Source organism: Glutamicibacter sp. JC586, from assembly GCF_009805585.1.
Lineage (GTDB): Bacteria > Actinomycetota > Actinomycetes > Actinomycetales > Micrococcaceae > Glutamicibacter.
Genome location: NZ_VHIN01000010.1, coordinates 575,231 through 592,778 on the forward strand (window position 1 = coordinate 575,231; position 17,548 = coordinate 592,778).

At 55.6% G+C, this 17,548-nt stretch carries 14 protein-coding genes; 4 read left to right on the forward strand and 10 right to left on the reverse strand.

Going from position 1 to position 17,548, the window contains the following annotated elements; genetic code table 11:
* Nucleotides 1–47: 47 nt before the first annotated feature.
* A complete protein-coding gene (locus tag FJV47_RS10630) occupies nt 48–2,114 on the forward strand; it encodes an alpha/beta fold hydrolase (RefSeq protein WP_159612726.1) in 2,067 nt (688 codons plus the stop codon).
* A 28-nt stretch (nt 2,115–2,142) separates the two neighbouring features.
* On the opposite strand, the gene FJV47_RS10635 is transcribed toward FJV47_RS10630, so the two are convergent.
* The 6 genes from FJV47_RS10635 to FJV47_RS10660 form a co-directional block, all read right to left on the reverse strand.
* Entirely contained in the window at nt 2,143–4,719 is a 2,577-nt protein-coding gene (locus FJV47_RS10635; protein WP_159612728.1) for a DUF5129 domain-containing protein, read from the reverse strand.
* On the reverse strand, nt 4,719–6,221 hold the full coding sequence (locus FJV47_RS10640) for a transmembrane domain-containing protein (protein ID WP_159612730.1): 1,503 nt from the start codon (nt 6,219–6,221) through the stop codon (nt 4,719–4,721). The genes FJV47_RS10635 and FJV47_RS10640 overlap by 1 nt, the downstream gene beginning before the upstream one ends.
* Nucleotides 6,222–6,336: 115 nt before the next feature.
* Nucleotides 6,337–7,752 (reverse strand): dihydrolipoamide acetyltransferase family protein, encoded by a 1,416-nt coding sequence (locus tag FJV47_RS10645; RefSeq protein ID WP_159612732.1) that lies wholly within the window; start codon nt 7,750–7,752, stop codon nt 6,337–6,339.
* Between the two features lie 21 nt (nt 7,753–7,773).
* A complete protein-coding gene (locus tag FJV47_RS10650; RefSeq protein ID WP_159612734.1) occupies nt 7,774–8,751 on the reverse strand; it encodes an alpha-ketoacid dehydrogenase subunit beta in 978 nt (325 codons plus the stop codon).
* A complete protein-coding gene (gene pdhA, locus FJV47_RS10655) occupies nt 8,752–9,894 on the reverse strand; it encodes a pyruvate dehydrogenase (acetyl-transferring) E1 component subunit alpha (RefSeq protein WP_159612736.1) in 1,143 nt (380 codons plus the stop codon).
* 121 nt (nt 9,895–10,015) lie between these two features.
* Nucleotides 10,016–11,131, reverse strand: a complete 1,116-nt coding sequence (locus FJV47_RS10660) for a histidinol-phosphate transaminase (protein WP_159612738.1) — start codon at nt 11,129–11,131, stop codon at nt 10,016–10,018.
* Between the two features lie 82 nt (nt 11,132–11,213).
* Here FJV47_RS10660 and FJV47_RS10665 point away from each other — a divergent pair, with 82 nt between their 5' ends.
* Entirely contained in the window at nt 11,214–11,600 is a 387-nt protein-coding gene (locus FJV47_RS10665) for a phage holin family protein (RefSeq protein ID WP_159612740.1), read from the forward strand.
* A gap of 86 nt (nt 11,601–11,686) precedes the next feature.
* Here FJV47_RS10665 and FJV47_RS10670 read toward each other — a convergent pair whose 3' ends face one another.
* Nucleotides 11,687–13,045 (reverse strand): hypothetical protein, encoded by a 1,359-nt coding sequence (locus FJV47_RS10670; RefSeq protein WP_159612742.1) that lies wholly within the window; start codon nt 13,043–13,045, stop codon nt 11,687–11,689.
* Nucleotides 13,046–13,047: 2 nt separating this feature from the next.
* Nucleotides 13,048–13,320 carry a hypothetical protein gene (locus FJV47_RS10675; protein WP_159612744.1) on the reverse strand — a complete coding sequence of 91 codons (273 nt, stop codon included), beginning with the start codon at nt 13,318–13,320 and terminating at the stop codon, nt 13,048–13,050.
* Nucleotides 13,321–13,459: 139 nt separating this feature from the next.
* Between FJV47_RS10675 and purB the strand changes: the two genes are divergently transcribed.
* The gene (gene purB / locus FJV47_RS10680; RefSeq protein ID WP_159612746.1) at nt 13,460–14,869 is read left to right on the forward strand and encodes an adenylosuccinate lyase; all 1,410 of its coding nucleotides are present in this window, start codon (nt 13,460–13,462) and stop codon (nt 14,867–14,869) included.
* 496 nt (nt 14,870–15,365) lie between these two features.
* Nucleotides 15,366–15,974 (forward strand): hypothetical protein, encoded by a 609-nt coding sequence (locus FJV47_RS10685; RefSeq protein ID WP_235026416.1) that lies wholly within the window; start codon nt 15,366–15,368, stop codon nt 15,972–15,974.
* Between the two features lie 241 nt (nt 15,975–16,215).
* On the opposite strand, the gene hxlA is transcribed toward FJV47_RS10685, so the two are convergent.
* A complete protein-coding gene (gene hxlA / locus FJV47_RS10690) occupies nt 16,216–16,839 on the reverse strand; it encodes a 3-hexulose-6-phosphate synthase (protein ID WP_159612748.1) in 624 nt (207 codons plus the stop codon).
* A gap of 55 nt (nt 16,840–16,894) precedes the next feature.
* Complete coding sequence (gene hxlB / locus FJV47_RS10695; protein ID WP_159612750.1) at nt 16,895–17,491, reverse strand: 6-phospho-3-hexuloisomerase; 597 nt, start codon at nt 17,489–17,491, stop codon at nt 16,895–16,897.
* Nucleotides 17,492–17,548 lie beyond the last annotated feature (57 nt).

Consider the following 17,548-nt stretch of genomic DNA (forward strand, 5'->3'; position numbering starts at 1 on the left):
ACGTAACTTTTCCCGGACAGTAGTTTCGGACTCTAATCAGTGGCAAGATGTGTGAAGTGGAACACTCTAAGCATTCATTTCATAATTTAGACTCATTCATCGGCCTACCTCGTCTCGGTGGCTTAACGCTGTCCCCCGATGGAACGCGTTTGGTCACTACCGTCAGTACCCTCTCCGAGGACGAAACCAGCTATGAAAGTGCCTTGTGGTCTATCGATCCCAAAGGTCAGGCCCCTGCCCGTCGGCTCACCTTCGGAGAAAACGGTGAGTCCCAGCCACAGTTCACCGCCAATGGTGACCTGCTCTTCGTGGCCAAACGCTCCAGCAAGGACGATGCCAAACCCGGAGCTTGGCTGCTACCAATCGAAGGTGGAGAGGCACGCGAAGTCATCACTCACCCTGGTGGCGTACAGTCCCTGAGCGTTTGCAATAACGCACCAGACACCATCGTGTTGCGCACCAGCGGACACAGTCGCGCCAAGGATCTTGAAGCCGAAGAGAAGCTGCGCAAAGACCGAAAAGACAAGAAGGTCGCAGCCATTTTGCACACCGGCTACCCGGTACGCTACTGGGACCACGACCTTGGCCCAGCCACCCCACATTTTTATGTGGGCCGCCTAAGCGATGAACAAGACTCACAGGCTACGGCGCTCAAAGATCTCACCCCGGGCATTGGTGCAAATCTGCAGGAAGCCGCTTTCGACGTTGCACCCAACGGAGATTTTCTCATCACCGAATGGCAAGTTCCCGAGGGCCGCGCCTCCATGGCACCAGGGCTAATGCACGTGGACCTGCACTCCGGTGCGCAAGAGATGCTGTTGAGCCCGGATGATACTTACGAATACACCATGGGCAAGATTAGTCCTGACTCCCAAGAGCTAGCCTATGGGCGATGGAATCGTTCCACCGCAGATACGGCGCCTATTTTTGAGTTGTGGCTAATGCATCTGGCCGACGGCTCAACCCACCAGATTGCTGCCGGCTGGGACCGCTGGGTCAATGACATCCAGTGGGTTCCTAATGGCCGATCGTTGCTGCTCACCGCTGATGACAACGGGCACAGCCCGGTCTTCCACCTGAGCCTCTACAACGACAAGATCACCCGGCTTACCGCAGATGGCAGCTTCACAGATGTGAACATCAGCAGTGATTCGCGCACCGCCTACGCTTTGCGTTCGAGCTATCTGGCCCCAGCAGAACCCGTGGCTATCGACCTGACGCATGTGCAAGAGCTAGAGCACGGGGACGTCGCTGATCTCACCGAATTGCGCTCACCCGCCGCTCGTCCGCAACTGCCAGGAAAGCTCACCGAGGTCACCACCACCGCAGAAGATGGCGCCACTATGCGCGCTTGGTTGGCGCTGCCAGAATCAGCCTCCGCACAGAAGCAAGCACCGCTGCTGCTCTGGATCCATGGCGGCCCTCTGGGCTCATGGAATGCGTGGAGCTGGCGTTGGAGCCCTTGGCTGCTGGTGGCCCAAGGCTACGCAGTCTTGCTACCGGATCCTGCCCTGTCCACCGGCTACGGCCAAGAATTCATCCAGCGCGGTTGGGGCCGTTGGGGCCAAGAACCGTACACCGATTTGCTGGCCATCACCGATGTGGCCGAAGCGCGCGAAGATATCGATGAAACCCGCACCGCGGCGATGGGTGGATCCTTCGGCGGTTACATGGCCAACTGGGTGGCCGGCCATACCGACCGCTTCAAGGCCATCGTCACCCACGCCAGCCTGTGGGCTCTGGAAGGCTTCGGTAAAACCACCGATGCGGCCTTCTACTGGACCCGCGAGATGAGTCCGGAAATGCGCGATGCCAATTCACCGCATCATTCCATCGGAAATATCGTCACCCCGATGCTGGTCATCCATGGCGATAAGGACTACCGGGTTCCCATCGGCGAAGGCCTACGCCTCTGGTACGAACTGCTGGCCGATTCGGGCTTGCCGCAGAAAGAAGATGGCAGCACCGAACACCAGTTCCTCTACTTCCCGGACGAGAACCACTGGATCCTTTCTCCGCAGCACGCGAAGATCTGGTACCAGGTAGTTACCGAGTTCCTCTCGCAGAAGGTCTTAGGCAACACCCCCGGTGAACTGCCCGAGCTACTCGGCTAACTCACTGTGCCGACTGCCGGGGCGAGCACTAAGCTTGCCCCGGCAACACGACTTTCTGCGGCGCATCTCCGCCGGCACCACGGCTGGCCAACACCAGATCACGGGCGCGTTTGGCCACGTCAACATCGCGCTCATCCAGTAACGCCACGAGTCGCTGCAAGTGTTCGGCCCGCGCCCCAAAACTCGAGCCAAGACGCTCGGAGACGCTCATGCTGGACAGCTCCTCGGCTTCACGCCACGCCATCATCAACGCACGTTCAAAGAGACGCTGTCCGGCTTCATCCGCCCGTCCCGACTGAGTTGAGCCCAGTACCGCGACAGCGTTAATCTGCGAATCTTCCAAGCCCGAAGCCAACTGCTCCAACCGCCTGCGGGCCTGCCCCACAGCACGCGAACCACGGGAGAACCGGTTGATCCGCGAGGTTGCACCCAACAGGTACATCACCAGCTGGACGAGGTTGAGCACGGTGAAGAAGAACATGAACGTCAGGATCCAGAACAGCAGGGCCGCGTTGAAATCGGGTTCCTCGTATCCTGCCCGCTTGAGGACCATCGCGAGATCCTCCGCAGCGTTCGCCACTTCCATCGCTGGGTACTTCGATTCGTGGATACTCCCGTACTCCCACCCGATCGTGGATCCCCACGTAGCGGTTCCGCTGATCACTGCCCCCGAGATCAGGCCGGGCATGATGCCTTTGCCTTCATCGGTGATCAGTAGCGGAATGATAGTGAGGTTCTCAGGTAACTCCTGATTCTTCGGATCAGTACGATCCTTGTATTCGTTCTTGATCCGCCAAATCGTCTGCTGCACGCTGTGAGGGGTTGACTCACGATATTCTGAGCCTTCCTGCGCCTGCAATTCCAGATAGGATTCTGCATCACGAACAGCCACCAAAAGGTGCTGCTCTACCTCGAAGTCCTCGTGCATGTACTGGCGGATTTCAGACTCATCAACCAGCCCGTTCTTGTCATCGATTTCCAACACCATGCCCTGACCCGAGCCTTCGTAGCTCTTATAGGGTTTTTTGGTGAGCTGATAAACGACGATTCCCGACGCAATCAGGCTGACGCACAACAGCAGGGCCAAAGCACCAATGATCTTGGCACGAGTAAGTATGCCAGGTTCATCCTTGCCCTCGGCGTCGGGGACAGCAAATTTTCTCAGCAACGCGACTGGCCACGAAGTTTGCGGCTTTGCAGGCGTTGCGCTTTGATCCGTGCTCAGCGTGTCGCCGAGAATCGCGCGAGCCAGACTATTGGCCACCTGCAATTGATGCAGGGCACCTTGTTGCGAGACCGGCGCCAACCCCAGGGTAGCGCGCAGTTGATTATGCTCTGCCGCCACATCAGAGATGGGCGGCCGCTTCCCATGAGGATATCGGCGCAACCGGCGGATGATCCGCCCTGCGACCCGCGACAGGTTCTCCTCGGCACGTGCCCAGGCTTGCACCGCGTTGATCTGCTTGGCATCACCCTGGGCGGCATCCAACACGGCACCCAAAGCTCCACGCAGCCCCGCCAGATCTTCACCGGCAATCATTGTGCCGGGGGCGTTTTCCAAGCGAATCAGCAGCTGGCTAGCGACATCGTTAATCGGGCTGCTGAGTTGATCAAAGGTTGATCCAGTGCCGGCCAGACGAGCATGAACCGATCCTGCGCCCATGAGACTATCGGCCAGAGTGGTCAGCTTGCGGCTGGTGGCTTCAAATCTGGCCAGCCGCTTACCGGTGTCCTTACTAAGACATTGCTCGCGGTCATAGAGTGCAGCAACCAACGGGTCTTCGTTGCGGGCAGCATCCAACGACAAATTCTGTAACTGGTTCCATGCTTTGGTGAAACCTGCCGGACGCTTCGACTCATCGGTAGCAACATAGGTGGCTTCCAAAGCCTCCAGGTCCAGCACCACGCGGGCAAGTTTGCGTTGGGCCACCGCCAACCGGCGATGCCGAGATTTCCAGCGCGCCCGGAAACGTGAGGCAGAAACGAGGAATGCGGCGGTCAGCATAGCACTAAGCCCCACCAGGGAGAACCAGAAGGTCAAAGAACGTGAGCCGGAATGGTCCAATACCACTGAGGCTGTATGTGCCGCGGCCACTACGGCTTTGGGTCCGTGGCCTACGGAGACATTCTTGATGAAAGCATTTTCGATGTCATATCGGGCATCGGTGCGTGCTTCTTTGTCAGGGGTGAGGTTTTCAGCCACCGCCACCCCACTAAAGCGCTCATCAATACCGCTCTGGTCGGTGTCGAGATCCTCCAGCTTGGAAGAGATGATGACCTGACCGTCGGGCACCTGCGAGCGAAGTGTTTCATCCCCGCTCAACCATCGATCCACCAAGATCACTGTCAACGGCTGCGCCGAGCGCACCGGGTGCTGCGCTAATTCCGCATCGACGAGTTCTTGGCTGATATTAAAGTCTTGTGTGCCTTGAACCTTGACGATGACCTCATAAGGAAGCGGCATGCGCGCCGAGTGGACCGCGAACCCGGCACGCACACCCAGCATGGCAGTGACTAGCGCAAAAAACAGCGCCGCAATAGCGGTCCAATGATAGGGACGGCGTAAACGTCGGCCCATCGAGTAGTGCGTCAACAGTGCGGTCATTAGTGCTGTCCATCCGAAGGAGCGAACGTGCGAAGTACCGATATTGGGTCATTGGCGTTGGCTCCCGCACGGGGCAAGAAGGCGCGTAACTGCTCGGCAAGTTTTGCGTCCACTTTCATCGAGGCACCCTGGCTTTGGGCCAGCGCCTGATCAATCAGTGAATCCAGTTCCTCACGGAGCGCCCACAGCTCTTCCAGTAGGTGCGCTGCTTCCTGTTCAGTGAGCTTGGTCTTGGCTCGTGCTTGCAGCTGATCAAGGGCATCGGTGTGGGTAACGATTGCGGTGCGAACCTGCGGTGTTACCGGGAGAGCTGTGGCGCCGTCGGTATCAAGTAGCTGCACCAGAAGCTTCAGTCCTCCGTGATGCTGTTCAATGATCTGGTTCCATGACTTCACGGAATTACTGGCGGTGCCGCTTAGGGACCGAGCCAGTTCCACCGCGCGGCGTAACAAGCTCAGCCGCTCTGCCCTCTGCTCGATCTCATGGGCTTGCTGTTCGGAAATCTGTGGTTCTGCGCTAGCGTCCAAGGCGGATTCGAGCTCGGTGCTGCGCTGGGTAATGGCCTGCTCACGTTGTCGCTGAATCTCTTTAATCGTCGCAGCGCTACGATTCAATGCCGGCTCAGTAGCATCGTTCATCGGAGTACGGCGTAGCGCGTTCAGGTCCTGATGCATTGAAGATTCCCAGACTTCGACTTGCTTGATGCGCTTCCTAGCAGCTGCCTGCAATTGAGCCCGGCGCCTGCCTCGTAGTGCAAAGAAGACAATGACTGCAGCAATCAGCAACAGCACACCAACAACAATGCTCACGGCGATCTTTTTATCCAGTGGTGCACGCAGGTTTTCTGTGGTGGAGATGGCGACCGCACTAATCCCCGCCGTGTAGTCACCAGCTTCGAATGACGGGGCGCCGGCATCTAGAATTCGGTCTTTGCTCCCAGGCTCGGTTTCTCGCACATTGCGTCCGGGATCAACAAAGACTTCGACATCACCATCTTTGGTTTCTGGGAGCATCACGCCGATGGCGATCCAGCCTTGACCCACATAGCCTTTGGTTTTGCCGTTCTCCAGCCAGTCATCGCTCATCGCGTCGCTGTTGCCGAATAACAGCATGCCGCGCACTAGCTGGCTGGCGCCCTTGAGGTTATTGGGCTTTTTGTCCACACCCAACAGGATTTTGGCATTCTGTCCATCGACTGCTTCACGAACAGCGTCCATGATTTTTTGCGAATCAACGTCATCGATCGCAGCATCGGTGACTGCAAGATACATCTTGCCTTCTTGGGAGGTTACCGATGGAATCGCGATGGTGCCTTTGTCATCGGTTTCGCTGCTTGGTGACGCTGAGGGGTACACCGGTTGTGATGATCCTGAAGGCTGAGGTTCAGCACTTGGCTGAGCCATCGCGATCAACGGATAGGCGCACAGTGCCCCGATAATGAGGACCGCACTGATCAGAAGAACAAGGCGACGAAGCAGGCCAGAGTGACGAGTGCGGTTCATGCCCACCACTATATCAACAAGAACTTGACTAAACGGGCCCGTGACTAACGTTGGCACGAGAGAACCCCCAAAGAATACCTGCGGGAGGATTCTTCGGGGGTTCTGTCACTGGACGCTAGTCGAGCAGCAGCGCTGGCTCTTGAAGGATCGAAGCCACGTCGGCCATGAAGCGGGCCGAAAGGTCGCCGTCCACCACGCGGTGATCGAACGAGCCACCCAGGGTGGTGATCCAGCGTGGGACCACTTCCCCATCAACAACCCAAGGCTTCTGACGGATCGTGCCGAAGGCAACGATCGCCACTTCACCTGGGTTGATGATTGGCGTGCCGGTATCAATACCCAGCACACCAATGTTGGTGATGCTCAACGAACCGTCACGCATATCTTCTGGACGGGTCTTGCCGGCACGAGCGGTGCTGGCCAAGTCGTTCAAGGCAATGGCCAGTTCCTTCATATTCAGGTCCTGAGCATTCTTGATATTTGGCACCAACAAGCCACGAGGGGTTGCCGCAGCAATGCCGAGGTTCATGAAACGCTTCTGGTGAATCTCTGCACCGTTTTCCGTTTCAACCCAGCTGGCATTCACCGAAGGGTTACGTGCCGCAGCCCAAATGACGGCGCGAGCTAACACCAGCAATGGTGAGACCTTAATGCCTTCGAAATCGCGGGACTTCTTCAGTCGCTGCACGTATTCCATGGTGCGGCTGGCATCCACGTCAACGAAGATCGAAACGTGCGGTGCGGTAAAGGCTGAATCAACCATTGCCTTGGCGGTTGCCTTGCGAACACCGCGTACTGGGGTACGTTCTACTCGCGCATCAGCTAACTGGCCATGTGCCCAGTAAGTTGGTGCTGCCGCATGCTCAGCTTCACGCTGAGCCTGATAGCTATTCACATCATCGCGGGTGACTTCGCCTTCGGTGCCGGTACCCACGACGTCGTTGATGTCGATGCCCATGTCCTTGGCCAGACGACGAACCGGGGGCTTAGCCAAAACTCGGTCAACGAAGTTAGCTACGGCAGGCTTACGGCGGTCCACTTCTCCACGCACTGCCGTGCTCAGCGACTGGGCACGGCGCGTGATGGTATCCGCCAAACCTGCACCGGCAGCCTTGGCTGCAGTTGCCCGCTGACTGGTTGCAGAAGGAGCCGGACGGCTAGTACGAGCGCGACGTACCGACGAATCTGCTGTTGGCCCAGAACCAACTAGAGGGCCAGGCTCCTCGGAAGCTTGTGGTGTTGCGGTGCTCAGTGCTTCAACTGGCTCTGGAACTCCGGTCGGTGCAACAGCGTTGCCTTCTTGGTCAATGCTGATCAGCGGGTGGTCGACCAAGACGGTCTCACCTTCGTCAGCGTGCAGTTCGGCCACTACACCTGCAAAGGGGCAAGGCAATTCAACTAGTGACTTTGCGGTTTCGATTTCCACAAAAATCTGGTTGACCTCAACGGTGTCGCCAACCTTGACCTTCCATGAAGCGATATCCGCTTCGGTCAGGCCTTCGCCCACATCGGGGAGATTAAAGACTGTCATTTTTACTCCTTGAGTTTCGCTTTAGTAAGCGAAGGACCGGTCGAGGGCTTCAAGCAACTTATCGATGTCCGGCAGATATTGGGACTCCACCTTGGAGATCGGGTATGGCATGTGGAATCCACCAACACGAAGTACTGGCGCTTCCAAAGATAGGAAGGCACGCTCGGTAATACGTGCAGCGATTTCGCCACCGATACCACCGAAGGTCGGAGCTTCGTGGGTGACAATCAGTCGTCCGGTCTTTTGCACCGATTCGGTGATGGTGTCGAAGTCAATCGGAGAAATCGAGCGCAGGTCGATAACCTCGATATTTCGGCCATCCTCCAAAGCTGCATCTGCAGCCGCCAAAGCGATAGGTACCAGCGGGCCATAGGCGACGATGGTTGCATCGGTGCCTGGGCGAACTACCTGGGCTTTGAAAGCGTCCAAGGCAGGGGTCTCGGTATCAACTTCACCTTTGAGCCAGTAGCGGCGCTTGGGTTCGAACACGATTACAGGGTCTTGGCACGCTGCTGCCTGCTGGATCATCCAGTAGGCGTCATGGGCGTTGGAAGGGGTAATAATGCGTAGACCGGCAGTATGGGCGAAGAGCGCTTCAGGTGATTCTGAATGGTGCTCAATGGATCCGATGCCGCCTCCATACGGAATACGAATAACTACCGGAGCGGTCAAACGTCCTTCGGAACGAGCGTGCATTTTGGCCAGCTGGGTAGTGATCTGGTTGAAGGCCGGGAATACAAATCCATCAAACTGGATCTCTACGATCGGGCTATATCCGCGAAGTGCCATGCCCACTGCGGTACCAACAATGCCTGCTTCACCTAGTGGAGAGTCGATCACGCGGTGGGATCCGTGCTTGTCGATTAACCCATCGGTGACTCGGTATACGCCGCCAAGACGACCGATGTCTTCGCCCATGAGCAACGACTTATCGTTGGTATCAAGAATCTTGTCTAGGCCTGAGGTGATCGCCTTGGCCAGGGTCATGGTGGTGGTCATTTACTGCTCTCCCTCGGCCGCGTCAGCGAATCCAGCTTCATATTCCAAATGCCAGGCCAGTTCTTCCTGGATCAGCGGATGTGCTTCTGCGTAGACCTGTTCAAAGGACTTGACCAACGGTGGAACAGGGAAAGCCATTGCGTCTTCACGGACTTTGGCGGCCATTGCGTCTGCATCGAGGACAAGCTGCTCGAAGAATGCATCGTCAACCAGCTTGTTCTCGCGAAGGTAAGTCTCTAGCCGAACCAGCGGATCCTTAGGAGCCCACTGCTTTTCTTCTTCGCTCATGCGGTACTTGGTCGGATCATCGGCGGTGGTGTGAGCTCCGAGTCGGTAGGTTACCGCCTCAATCAGCACCGGCCCCTTACCGCTACGGGCATGCTCTAGAGCCCAGCGAGTCACGGCCAGTACTGCCAATACGTCATTGCCATCAACGCGTACACCTGGCATGCCATAGCCGACAGCGCGGTTGACCAGTGGAACCTTGGACTGCACTTCGAACGGTACCGAGATGGCGTACTGGTTGTTCTGGCAGAAGTAGACCACCGGGGCGTTGAACGAGTTGGCGAAGACCATGGACTCATGGGTTTCACCTTCGGTGGATGATCCGTCGCCGAAGTAAGCCACAACAGCGTTTCCTTCGGCTGCGCGACGTTCTTCGTCCCAACCGTGCTGTTCCATATTCAGCGCCATGCCGTAGCCGGCAGCATGTGGCATCTGTGCGGCAAGCACCATGGTGTACATGTGGAAGTTGTTTTCCCGGGGATCCCAACCGCCACCAGAAATACCGCGGAAGAGACGCAGCATCTCAGAGAACGAAACGTCGCGGGTGAGCGCTACGCCATGTTCACGGTAGGTCGGGAAGATGTAATCGTTAGGTCGAGTGGCTCGGCCTGAACCGATCTGTGCTGCCTCTTGGCCACGTAGGGGAACCCAAAGCGCCAGCTGTCCCTGACGCTGCAGCGCTGTGGCTTCTTGGTCGAAACGGCGAGTCAATGCCATGTCCCGGTAGAACCCGCGAAGCATCTCATCATCAACGTCACCCAGATACGCGTCATACGTTTCGTGGGAGTGACGCTGGCCGTCCGGTGTCAGGATCTGAACTAGATCCGACTCCGTCGCCTCAGTAGCAGCACGCGTCATATATCTTCCTTTGATCATAAATATGCTCCAGACGGAATACATTCCGCATGGGACATATACGGCTTGTCCAATTTCTAAGCCTATAGCTATTGACCGCTAAAACGCGAGATAACAGCCCCGATCAGCTGTCCGCCAAATCCCGTGATTCCCTGCACAGTTCAATGAATCGATCATTCGCGTCAACCTCACCGATCGATACCCGGACTCCTTCGTTAGCAAATCCGCGCACCGAAAGCGCCCTTTCGTTGGCACGCTCAACAAATTCAGCGGTACGTTTTCCTAGCGGAAGCCAGACGAAGTTCGCTTGCGTGGAAGGAAGGTTCCACCCTTGATCAGCTAGGGCCGCCACTACCCTCTGACGCTCCTGGACCAGTGATTCGACGCGTTCGAGCACTTCATCAATGTGCTCCAGTGAAGCCACGGCCGCGTCTTCAGCGACACTGGACACGGCAAAGGGCGTAGCCATCACGCGAAGGTAGTTCGTGATTGACGGGTGAGCCACACTGTAGCCAACGCGGAGGTTGGCCAGACCATGTGCCTTGGAGAAAGTACGCAGCAGAACTACGTTTTCGTTTTCGTTGTAGGTGTGAATTCCATCCACTGACTTCTCGTCACGGACAAACTCAACATAAGCCTCATCCAAAACCACGAGGACGTTTTTAGGAACTCGATCCAAAAAGTCGTCAACTTCGGCCTGAGTCAGCACCGGTCCCGTGGGATTATTCGGCGTGCAGAGCAAGATTACGGACGTGTTTTCATTCACCGAGGCAATCATGGATTCGAGATCATGGCGTCCATCGGCTAGCAGCGGTATCGCGACAGGAAGTGCACCGGCGCTTTGAACCACAATCGGATAGGCCTCGAAGGATCTCCATGCGTAGATCACTTCGTCTTGTATGCCATCTTCATTCTGTCCGGCAAACGTGTTCAGAATCTGAGTCAAGGCACCCAGTGACCCGGCACCGGTCACGATGTCTTCGGCCGGTACATCTAAGTAGTCGGAGAGCGCATCACGCAATTTGGTCGATAGCGGATCTGGATATCGGTTCAAATTGCTCTGCGCAAGCACTGCCTGTGACACCGATTCAAGTGGTCCGAAGGGAATCTCATTCGACGAAAGCTTAAAAGGGGTCAGCCCCTGAACCACTGTGGGCGGCTTGCCCGCTGCATATTTTGGCAAACGTGCAACCACTGGCCGTGGCTGAACCTGGTCTGGGGTCACAGGATTCTCAGTCATACCCCAAAGCCTAGTACCCATTTCAAGGCCGGTGACTGCGCTCCCACAAACTTGTCTCAGCTTTTTGTGACAGAGTTATTCCATGAGCTTCCTGATTCGAGTCATCATCAATGCCTTGGCCTTGGCCGCTGCAGTTTGGATTGTCCCCGGCCTCAAGATTGACGCCGTCGGCGACGGTGCCGTGAACACCGCAGTCGCTTACCTGATCGTCGCGGTGATTTTCGGTTTGGTTAACGCGCTGGTTCGCCCCATCGTCAAGTTCTTCTCACTGCCCATCACCTGCCTGACCTTAGGCCTGTTCACCGTGGTGATCAATGCGCTGATGTTGCTGTTGACTTCGTGGCTGACGACCTTCACACCAATTGACTTCATCATCGAACGCTTCTGGTGGGATGCTATTGCAGGCACCATCATCATCGCTATCATCTCGGCGGTTCTAGGCTTGTTCGTCAAGAGCGAGCGAGACTAGCTAGCAACCGTACCCCGTTAGATCTAAGAAAGTGGCTCCCACCGGAGCCACTTCCTTTTTTGAAATTTTCTGCCTCTGCCTCTGAGCTAATGACCAGGTGCCACTGTTCGCATGCGCTCAGCTTGTTTTTCCACTTGCTCATCCGTCAGCTGCTTCCGCCTTCGCTCGATCTTGAACTTTTGAACTTTCAGCGGTTTTGTCGGTAACCGGAACGCATCAAGCTGCTCACGCACCTCAGGTCTCGAATCCAGTTCCAGCTCTTGCAAATGATCTCCATAGTTATTGAGCTTGTGGGGCGTACCGAAAGCTGAATTCTCGTCGCGGTGCAAGCGCTTAATTCGATCACTTGGCCCGTCAAAATTTACAGTGAAATGATGCCGTCCGCGATTCTTGTTGGGAGTTCCGTCTAATCCTGGCACCATGTCCTTACTATCTGTCAGAGACAAGCTGCGAACATCATCCGGTATATCGATATTGGCTATAGGCGAACCGAACGTAATCATCTTGGTCAACTTGAACTTGCGCTTTAACTTGCTGTTTTTCATTAGCTGCGCGGCGTGGATTCCACCTTGCGAATAACCAGAGAATGTAACCTCAGCCCCTTCTTTCGCCCCACTGTCTTCTAGTGCTTGGGCGATTGCATCAGCGTAGTTCTCCGACTCCACACCAAATGCATCGCTGATGCCGAACTCATCAAAGGGATTCTCAAAACCCTCGCCATTTTGAGTCCCAGGTAGCACCACGACGTAACTATCGTTGTCTCGTTGCACCACCATGAATTTCCCGTTTTCTTCCGGGCCTTGGTCTTCGAGCATGCTGTGATAGTCGTAGTATCCCTCCACACCTCCATCAACCTCGACGTACTCAGGAGGATCCTTTTGGGTAATAACGATTTCTTTGTTCTGATCCGAACGGAAATATCGAAGAACATTTGAGAGCAACTTGGTCCAATCTTCCATTTGGTCACCAAACGTGTCGTTCCACCCCAAGGTGAAATCCATTCGCAAGAACATCATCAACCGCAGCATGGTTTCCATGTCCTCAGTTGGTGGCCTCATACCGTTCTCTCTTAATCCGGCGATGCTCTCCCATAGTTTTGCTGGAACCTGGGTGGCCAAAATCTGATGTTCAACTCGCGCCTCTGCAGCTGCATAATTCCCGCGTGCTTGGCCGATTGCTTCAGCAAGCCGCCGACTATCTTCGCAATATAGCGCAATGCCCTCTCGCAATCCGCGCAATCTCATTGCAATACTGTCCAGGCTCGGACTGTACGCCGCCACAGGACCGCCCATCGCCATCGCTGCAAGTTGGATCTTGGTTTGCTCCGCTGTTTCGTGCACGGCAACTATGCACACCTGCGCTTCTTCGAGATCATTCACGACCCTCTGACAGACGTCGTTGGCCTCCGCGTAATCAAACTCGTTGTAACTGACTTCATACCCCATGGCTACGGGACCAGCTTCTGCTTCAGGATTTCTAGTTCTAGCTCTTGAATTTCACGTCTCGCAGACCCCACATAACCTTCAGCGTCGACAAGGTTCCGGTTCAAGTTCTCCAACCATAGGCTTAACTCCAAAACCTTCTCGTAGAACGTCCGCCCAGCATCAGATTCCCAAGTCAATGACCCAATAGAATCAAGCTGGCGAACAGCAAACTTGATCGTCTTCTGAGCGTCGTCCAGCTGAAATGCCATTGAATCCAGCGTTGCCGAGAACATCATTTTCTTACTCCTTGTTGCTCAATTCCTGTTCATCATCATGGATGAAGATCCGAGCTGCGATTCCAGGAATACAGCGCCCTGTGGAAACCTGCATGAAGTAAAAGATGTGATGGTGCGCAAGGGATGGAAGAATATGAGTATGGCTGAGATTGCGCGCACTTCCCTTGCTAATGAACCACTGGCTCTAACTGCCCTTGACGGACGCTACCGCAGCGCCGTGGCACCGCTGGTTGACTACCTTTCTGAAGCGGCACTGAACCGTGACCGTGTCCACGTTGAAGTTGAATGGCTGATCCACTTGACCGACAACTCCGTTCTTCCAGGCACTGCCCCACTGACTGATGATCAGAAAGCCGCCCTGCGAAAGATCGTGACTGACTTCAATGCAGACTCCGTGAAGGAACTGGCAGAGATTGAAGCTGTGACAGTTCACGATGTAAAGGCTGTCGAGTACTACATTGCTAACCGTTTGGAAGCGATCGGCATCGGTAACCTCAAGCCACTAGTTCACTTCGGTTGCACTTCTGAAGACATCAACAACCTCTCCTACGCACTAGGCGTACAGGGCGGTGTCACCAGCGTTTGGTTGCCAGCAGCTCGCGACTTGGTCGCTCAGATCACCAAGATGGCTGAAGAGTCCCGCGAAGTTCCAATGCTCTCGCGCACCCACGGTCAGCCTGCAACCCCAACTACTTTGGGCAAGGAACTGGCAGTTCTGGCATGGCGCCTGACCCGTCAGTTGGACCGCATTGAAAAGACCGAATACCTGGGCAAGATCAACGGCGCCACCGGTACCTACGCTGCTCACTACGCTTCGGTGCCAAACGCCGACTGGCAGCAGGTATCCCAGAGCTTCGTTGAGCACCTAGGCCTGACGTGGAACCCACTGACTACCCAGATCGAGTCCCACGACTGGCAGGCTGAGGTCTACGCAGACATCGCACGCTTCAACCGCATTCTGCACAACCTGTGCACCGACGTATGGAGCTACATCTCCATCGGATACTTCGTGCAGATTCCTGTCGCTGGTGCCACCGGGTCCTCGACCATGCCACACAAGGTCAACCCAATCCGCTTCGAAAATGCCGAAGCTAACTTGGAGATCTCCAACGGATTGCTGGACACCCTCGGCTCCACCCTGGTCACCAGCCGTTGGCAGCGTGACCTCACCGATTCTTCTTCGCAGCGCAACATCGGTACCGCTATCGGCCACTCGGTTTTGGCAATCTCCAACGTTGCCAAGGGTCTGGATCGTTTGGAAGTCGCTGAAGCAGTGCTGGCTGACGACCTTGACCACAACTGGGAAGTTCTTGCCGAAGCCATTCAGATGGTTATGCGCGCCGAAGCTATCGCCGGTGTTGAAGGTATGGACAACCCATACGAGCGCCTGAAGGATCTGACCCGCGGCCACCGCGTAGATGCAGACCGTCTGAAGGAATTTGTTGGCGAGCTTGGCTTGTCGGCAGAAGCTCAGGAGCGCCTGCAGTCGCTGACCCCAGGTACGTACAACGGCATCGCTTCGCAGCTGGTTGACCACCTGAAGAAGTAGAATTTCGTTCAATAACAGCTTTCGCCTCGGAGATGTTCTCCGCGGCGAAAGCTGTTTAAGAATCGCTATATGGCTCTAGCTTCCTGGTCCAGCATTGTTCGGGATCAGTAATCAAGGTTCATGATTCTCAGGGCAAAACAAGCCGATTATCCACAGGCTCGCGGGGCGTTAGCATGTCCCCGTAACGCAAGAAACCCACGGAATCCGTGGGTTTCTTCGATGTATGAAGCGCAAGTCCTTGTCCCGCGCTATTACTACAACATTCTACCCATCGGCTATAGTACAGACAAATGTTCAAGTGGGAGCCAAGAATGGGCGTAGCGCGATGGATGAGATCTTTACTTCCAAAGACAAGAATCGGATCGAGGTTGCACTGAGATTTCTTGGCGAAGCTCGATTATCCACGTATCGGCACGCAAGCGATGGCTCAGACTCGTCCGTATGAGCGCTTTACGAATGGAATCTGAGGCTCAGCGCAGCTTTTCACGAAGTTCTCATGCTTGTAGAAGTGGCCATTCGCAACGTCTTCGACGAGAATTTGTCCACTTGGAATCTAGCTCAAAGTGGTAATTCACGAAACCAAGGTCGAATATTTTCGAGAAGCTGGATCGAAGAACCCGCAACACCACTGCGCGGCATGATGCAGCACGCGATAGCCGAAGCAAAAAGACAGGCGGCTGCCACCGCTGGGCGACGGCATGGTTCACATCCAACTCGTCAAACCCCACCAACTCAGGACGACATTCTGGCGCAAGTTTCATTCGGCAAGTGGGCTTCTCTTATGCCCTACGATTCGAACGGACAACCCAAGTCGGTCAAGTTCCGTTTATTGTGGGATGAGGCCCTAGCAAACGGTTTCACCGGGGCGCCACGAATCGACAAAGTCGCACAGGACGTTTCAGGCCGTTTGCACCGATTACATCATCTGAGGAATCGAATCGCCCACGGAGAGAACATCCTTGCAGTTCTACCGGGGCAACGCCTACTAGACGCATTTTTCCTCATGAAGTACATTGATCCGTCCCTGGCCGAATGGCTCATGGCGCTGAACCGGATAAGGACTGTTTCAAGAGACCGCCCGATATCCTGGATCGCTGTTAACTAGGAGATCCATCAACTACGTGTAGCTAGGGCGGCTACGCTGACGGGTCTTCTCTTCACGGAAACCGGAGGAATTTTCCAATACTGAACCAAATTTCTACGCGCCCGTGCGTTAAAACGGCATTGCTTCGCAGCTGGTTGACCACCTGAAGACGTAGTCTCGTCGGACCTAACCGCTGATGGAGTGGTACCGCAGCCAACGCTGCGTTACCACTCCATTTTTGTTGCGTTGAAACTATCTGCGTCTAGACCAACGCTTCGCGCAGTTCGCGCGCTGCAGTTGCCGGATCCGTTGCGCCGTAGATCGCACCCCCAGCTACCGCCACTTCAGCTCCGGCCTTCTGCACATCTGCAATGGTGCTGATGCTAACCCCTCCTGCTACGGAGAAAGGTACTTGAGCCGAGGATCCCGCATTCAACAGGCCGTCTAGGTCGTATCCGGGTTGTGCCTGCTCATCGAGGCCCGCATGGAACTCGACGAACTGCGCGCCCAAGGCAATGACTTCCTTAGCTCGCTTGGCCTTGTCGGCAATGCCGATCAAGTCCACAACAATTCCCTTATTGCGTTCGTTAGCGGATTTCACTGCACCGGCCACGGTCGAGTCATCAGCGCTGCCCAGAACAGTGACCAGGTCAGCTCCGGCGGCGAAAGCAATGTCTGCTTCCAACTCACCGGCATCCATCGTCTTCATGTCAGCAAAGACGATCTTGTCTGGGTGAGCGCTCTTGATTGCAGCAATCACTGAGAGTCCCTCGGCTTTGATCAGCGGGGTCCCCAGCTCGATGATATCGACGTAGGGTGCAACCTTGGCAGCGAGCTCCAAAGCTTCCTGTGTGGTCAGCAAATCGATGGCAACTTGAATTTTCATGGTGTTTCTCTTTCCTTCTTGGGTGTTGATGATGGTGTTGATCTCTTTAGGCGGTCTATTCCAAATTGGCGTGTCTGCTCCAGAGCTCTTCGGCCGCTGAATCGGAGTTCTTCCAAAGGCTTTGGAAGATGGTCTCCGTGAGAATAAACAGGGACTGCTCGAACAAGCTGCCCGAATACTGCCCAGAAAGTTTCGAGCCGTGCTCTGTCTTCTGCGCTGCGGGGACCAGCACCGTTGATGTCGCCAAGCGTGCTAATGGAGACGTGTCATCAGTGGTCACGGCCAAGATTTGAGCGCCGAGGCTGGCTGCCTTTTCAGCGTTCTTCACCACGCCAGTGGTAGTTCCTGAACCCGAAGCAACGACCAATAAGTCGCCTTCGCTGATGGCCGGCGTGGTGCTCTCACCGACCACGTAAGCGGTCAATCCCAGATGCATGAAGCGCATCGCGGCCATACGCAACACCAGGCCGCTACGGCCGGCGCCCGTGAAGAAGATCCGCTCAGCTTGGCTGAACATCTGTGCTGCCTCAGCCGTGTGGGAGGAATCGATAGCGCGAACGGTGTGTGCAACTTCAGCGAGAATGGCTTCGCTGGCGCCACGCACCTGTTCGTCCGTTATTTCTGCGGTTGCTACGACCGACGCTGCGCTCATGCTTGTCCTTCGCTAGTTCGAGTGGACATTGATGCGCCCACCGGGTGAATACATTCA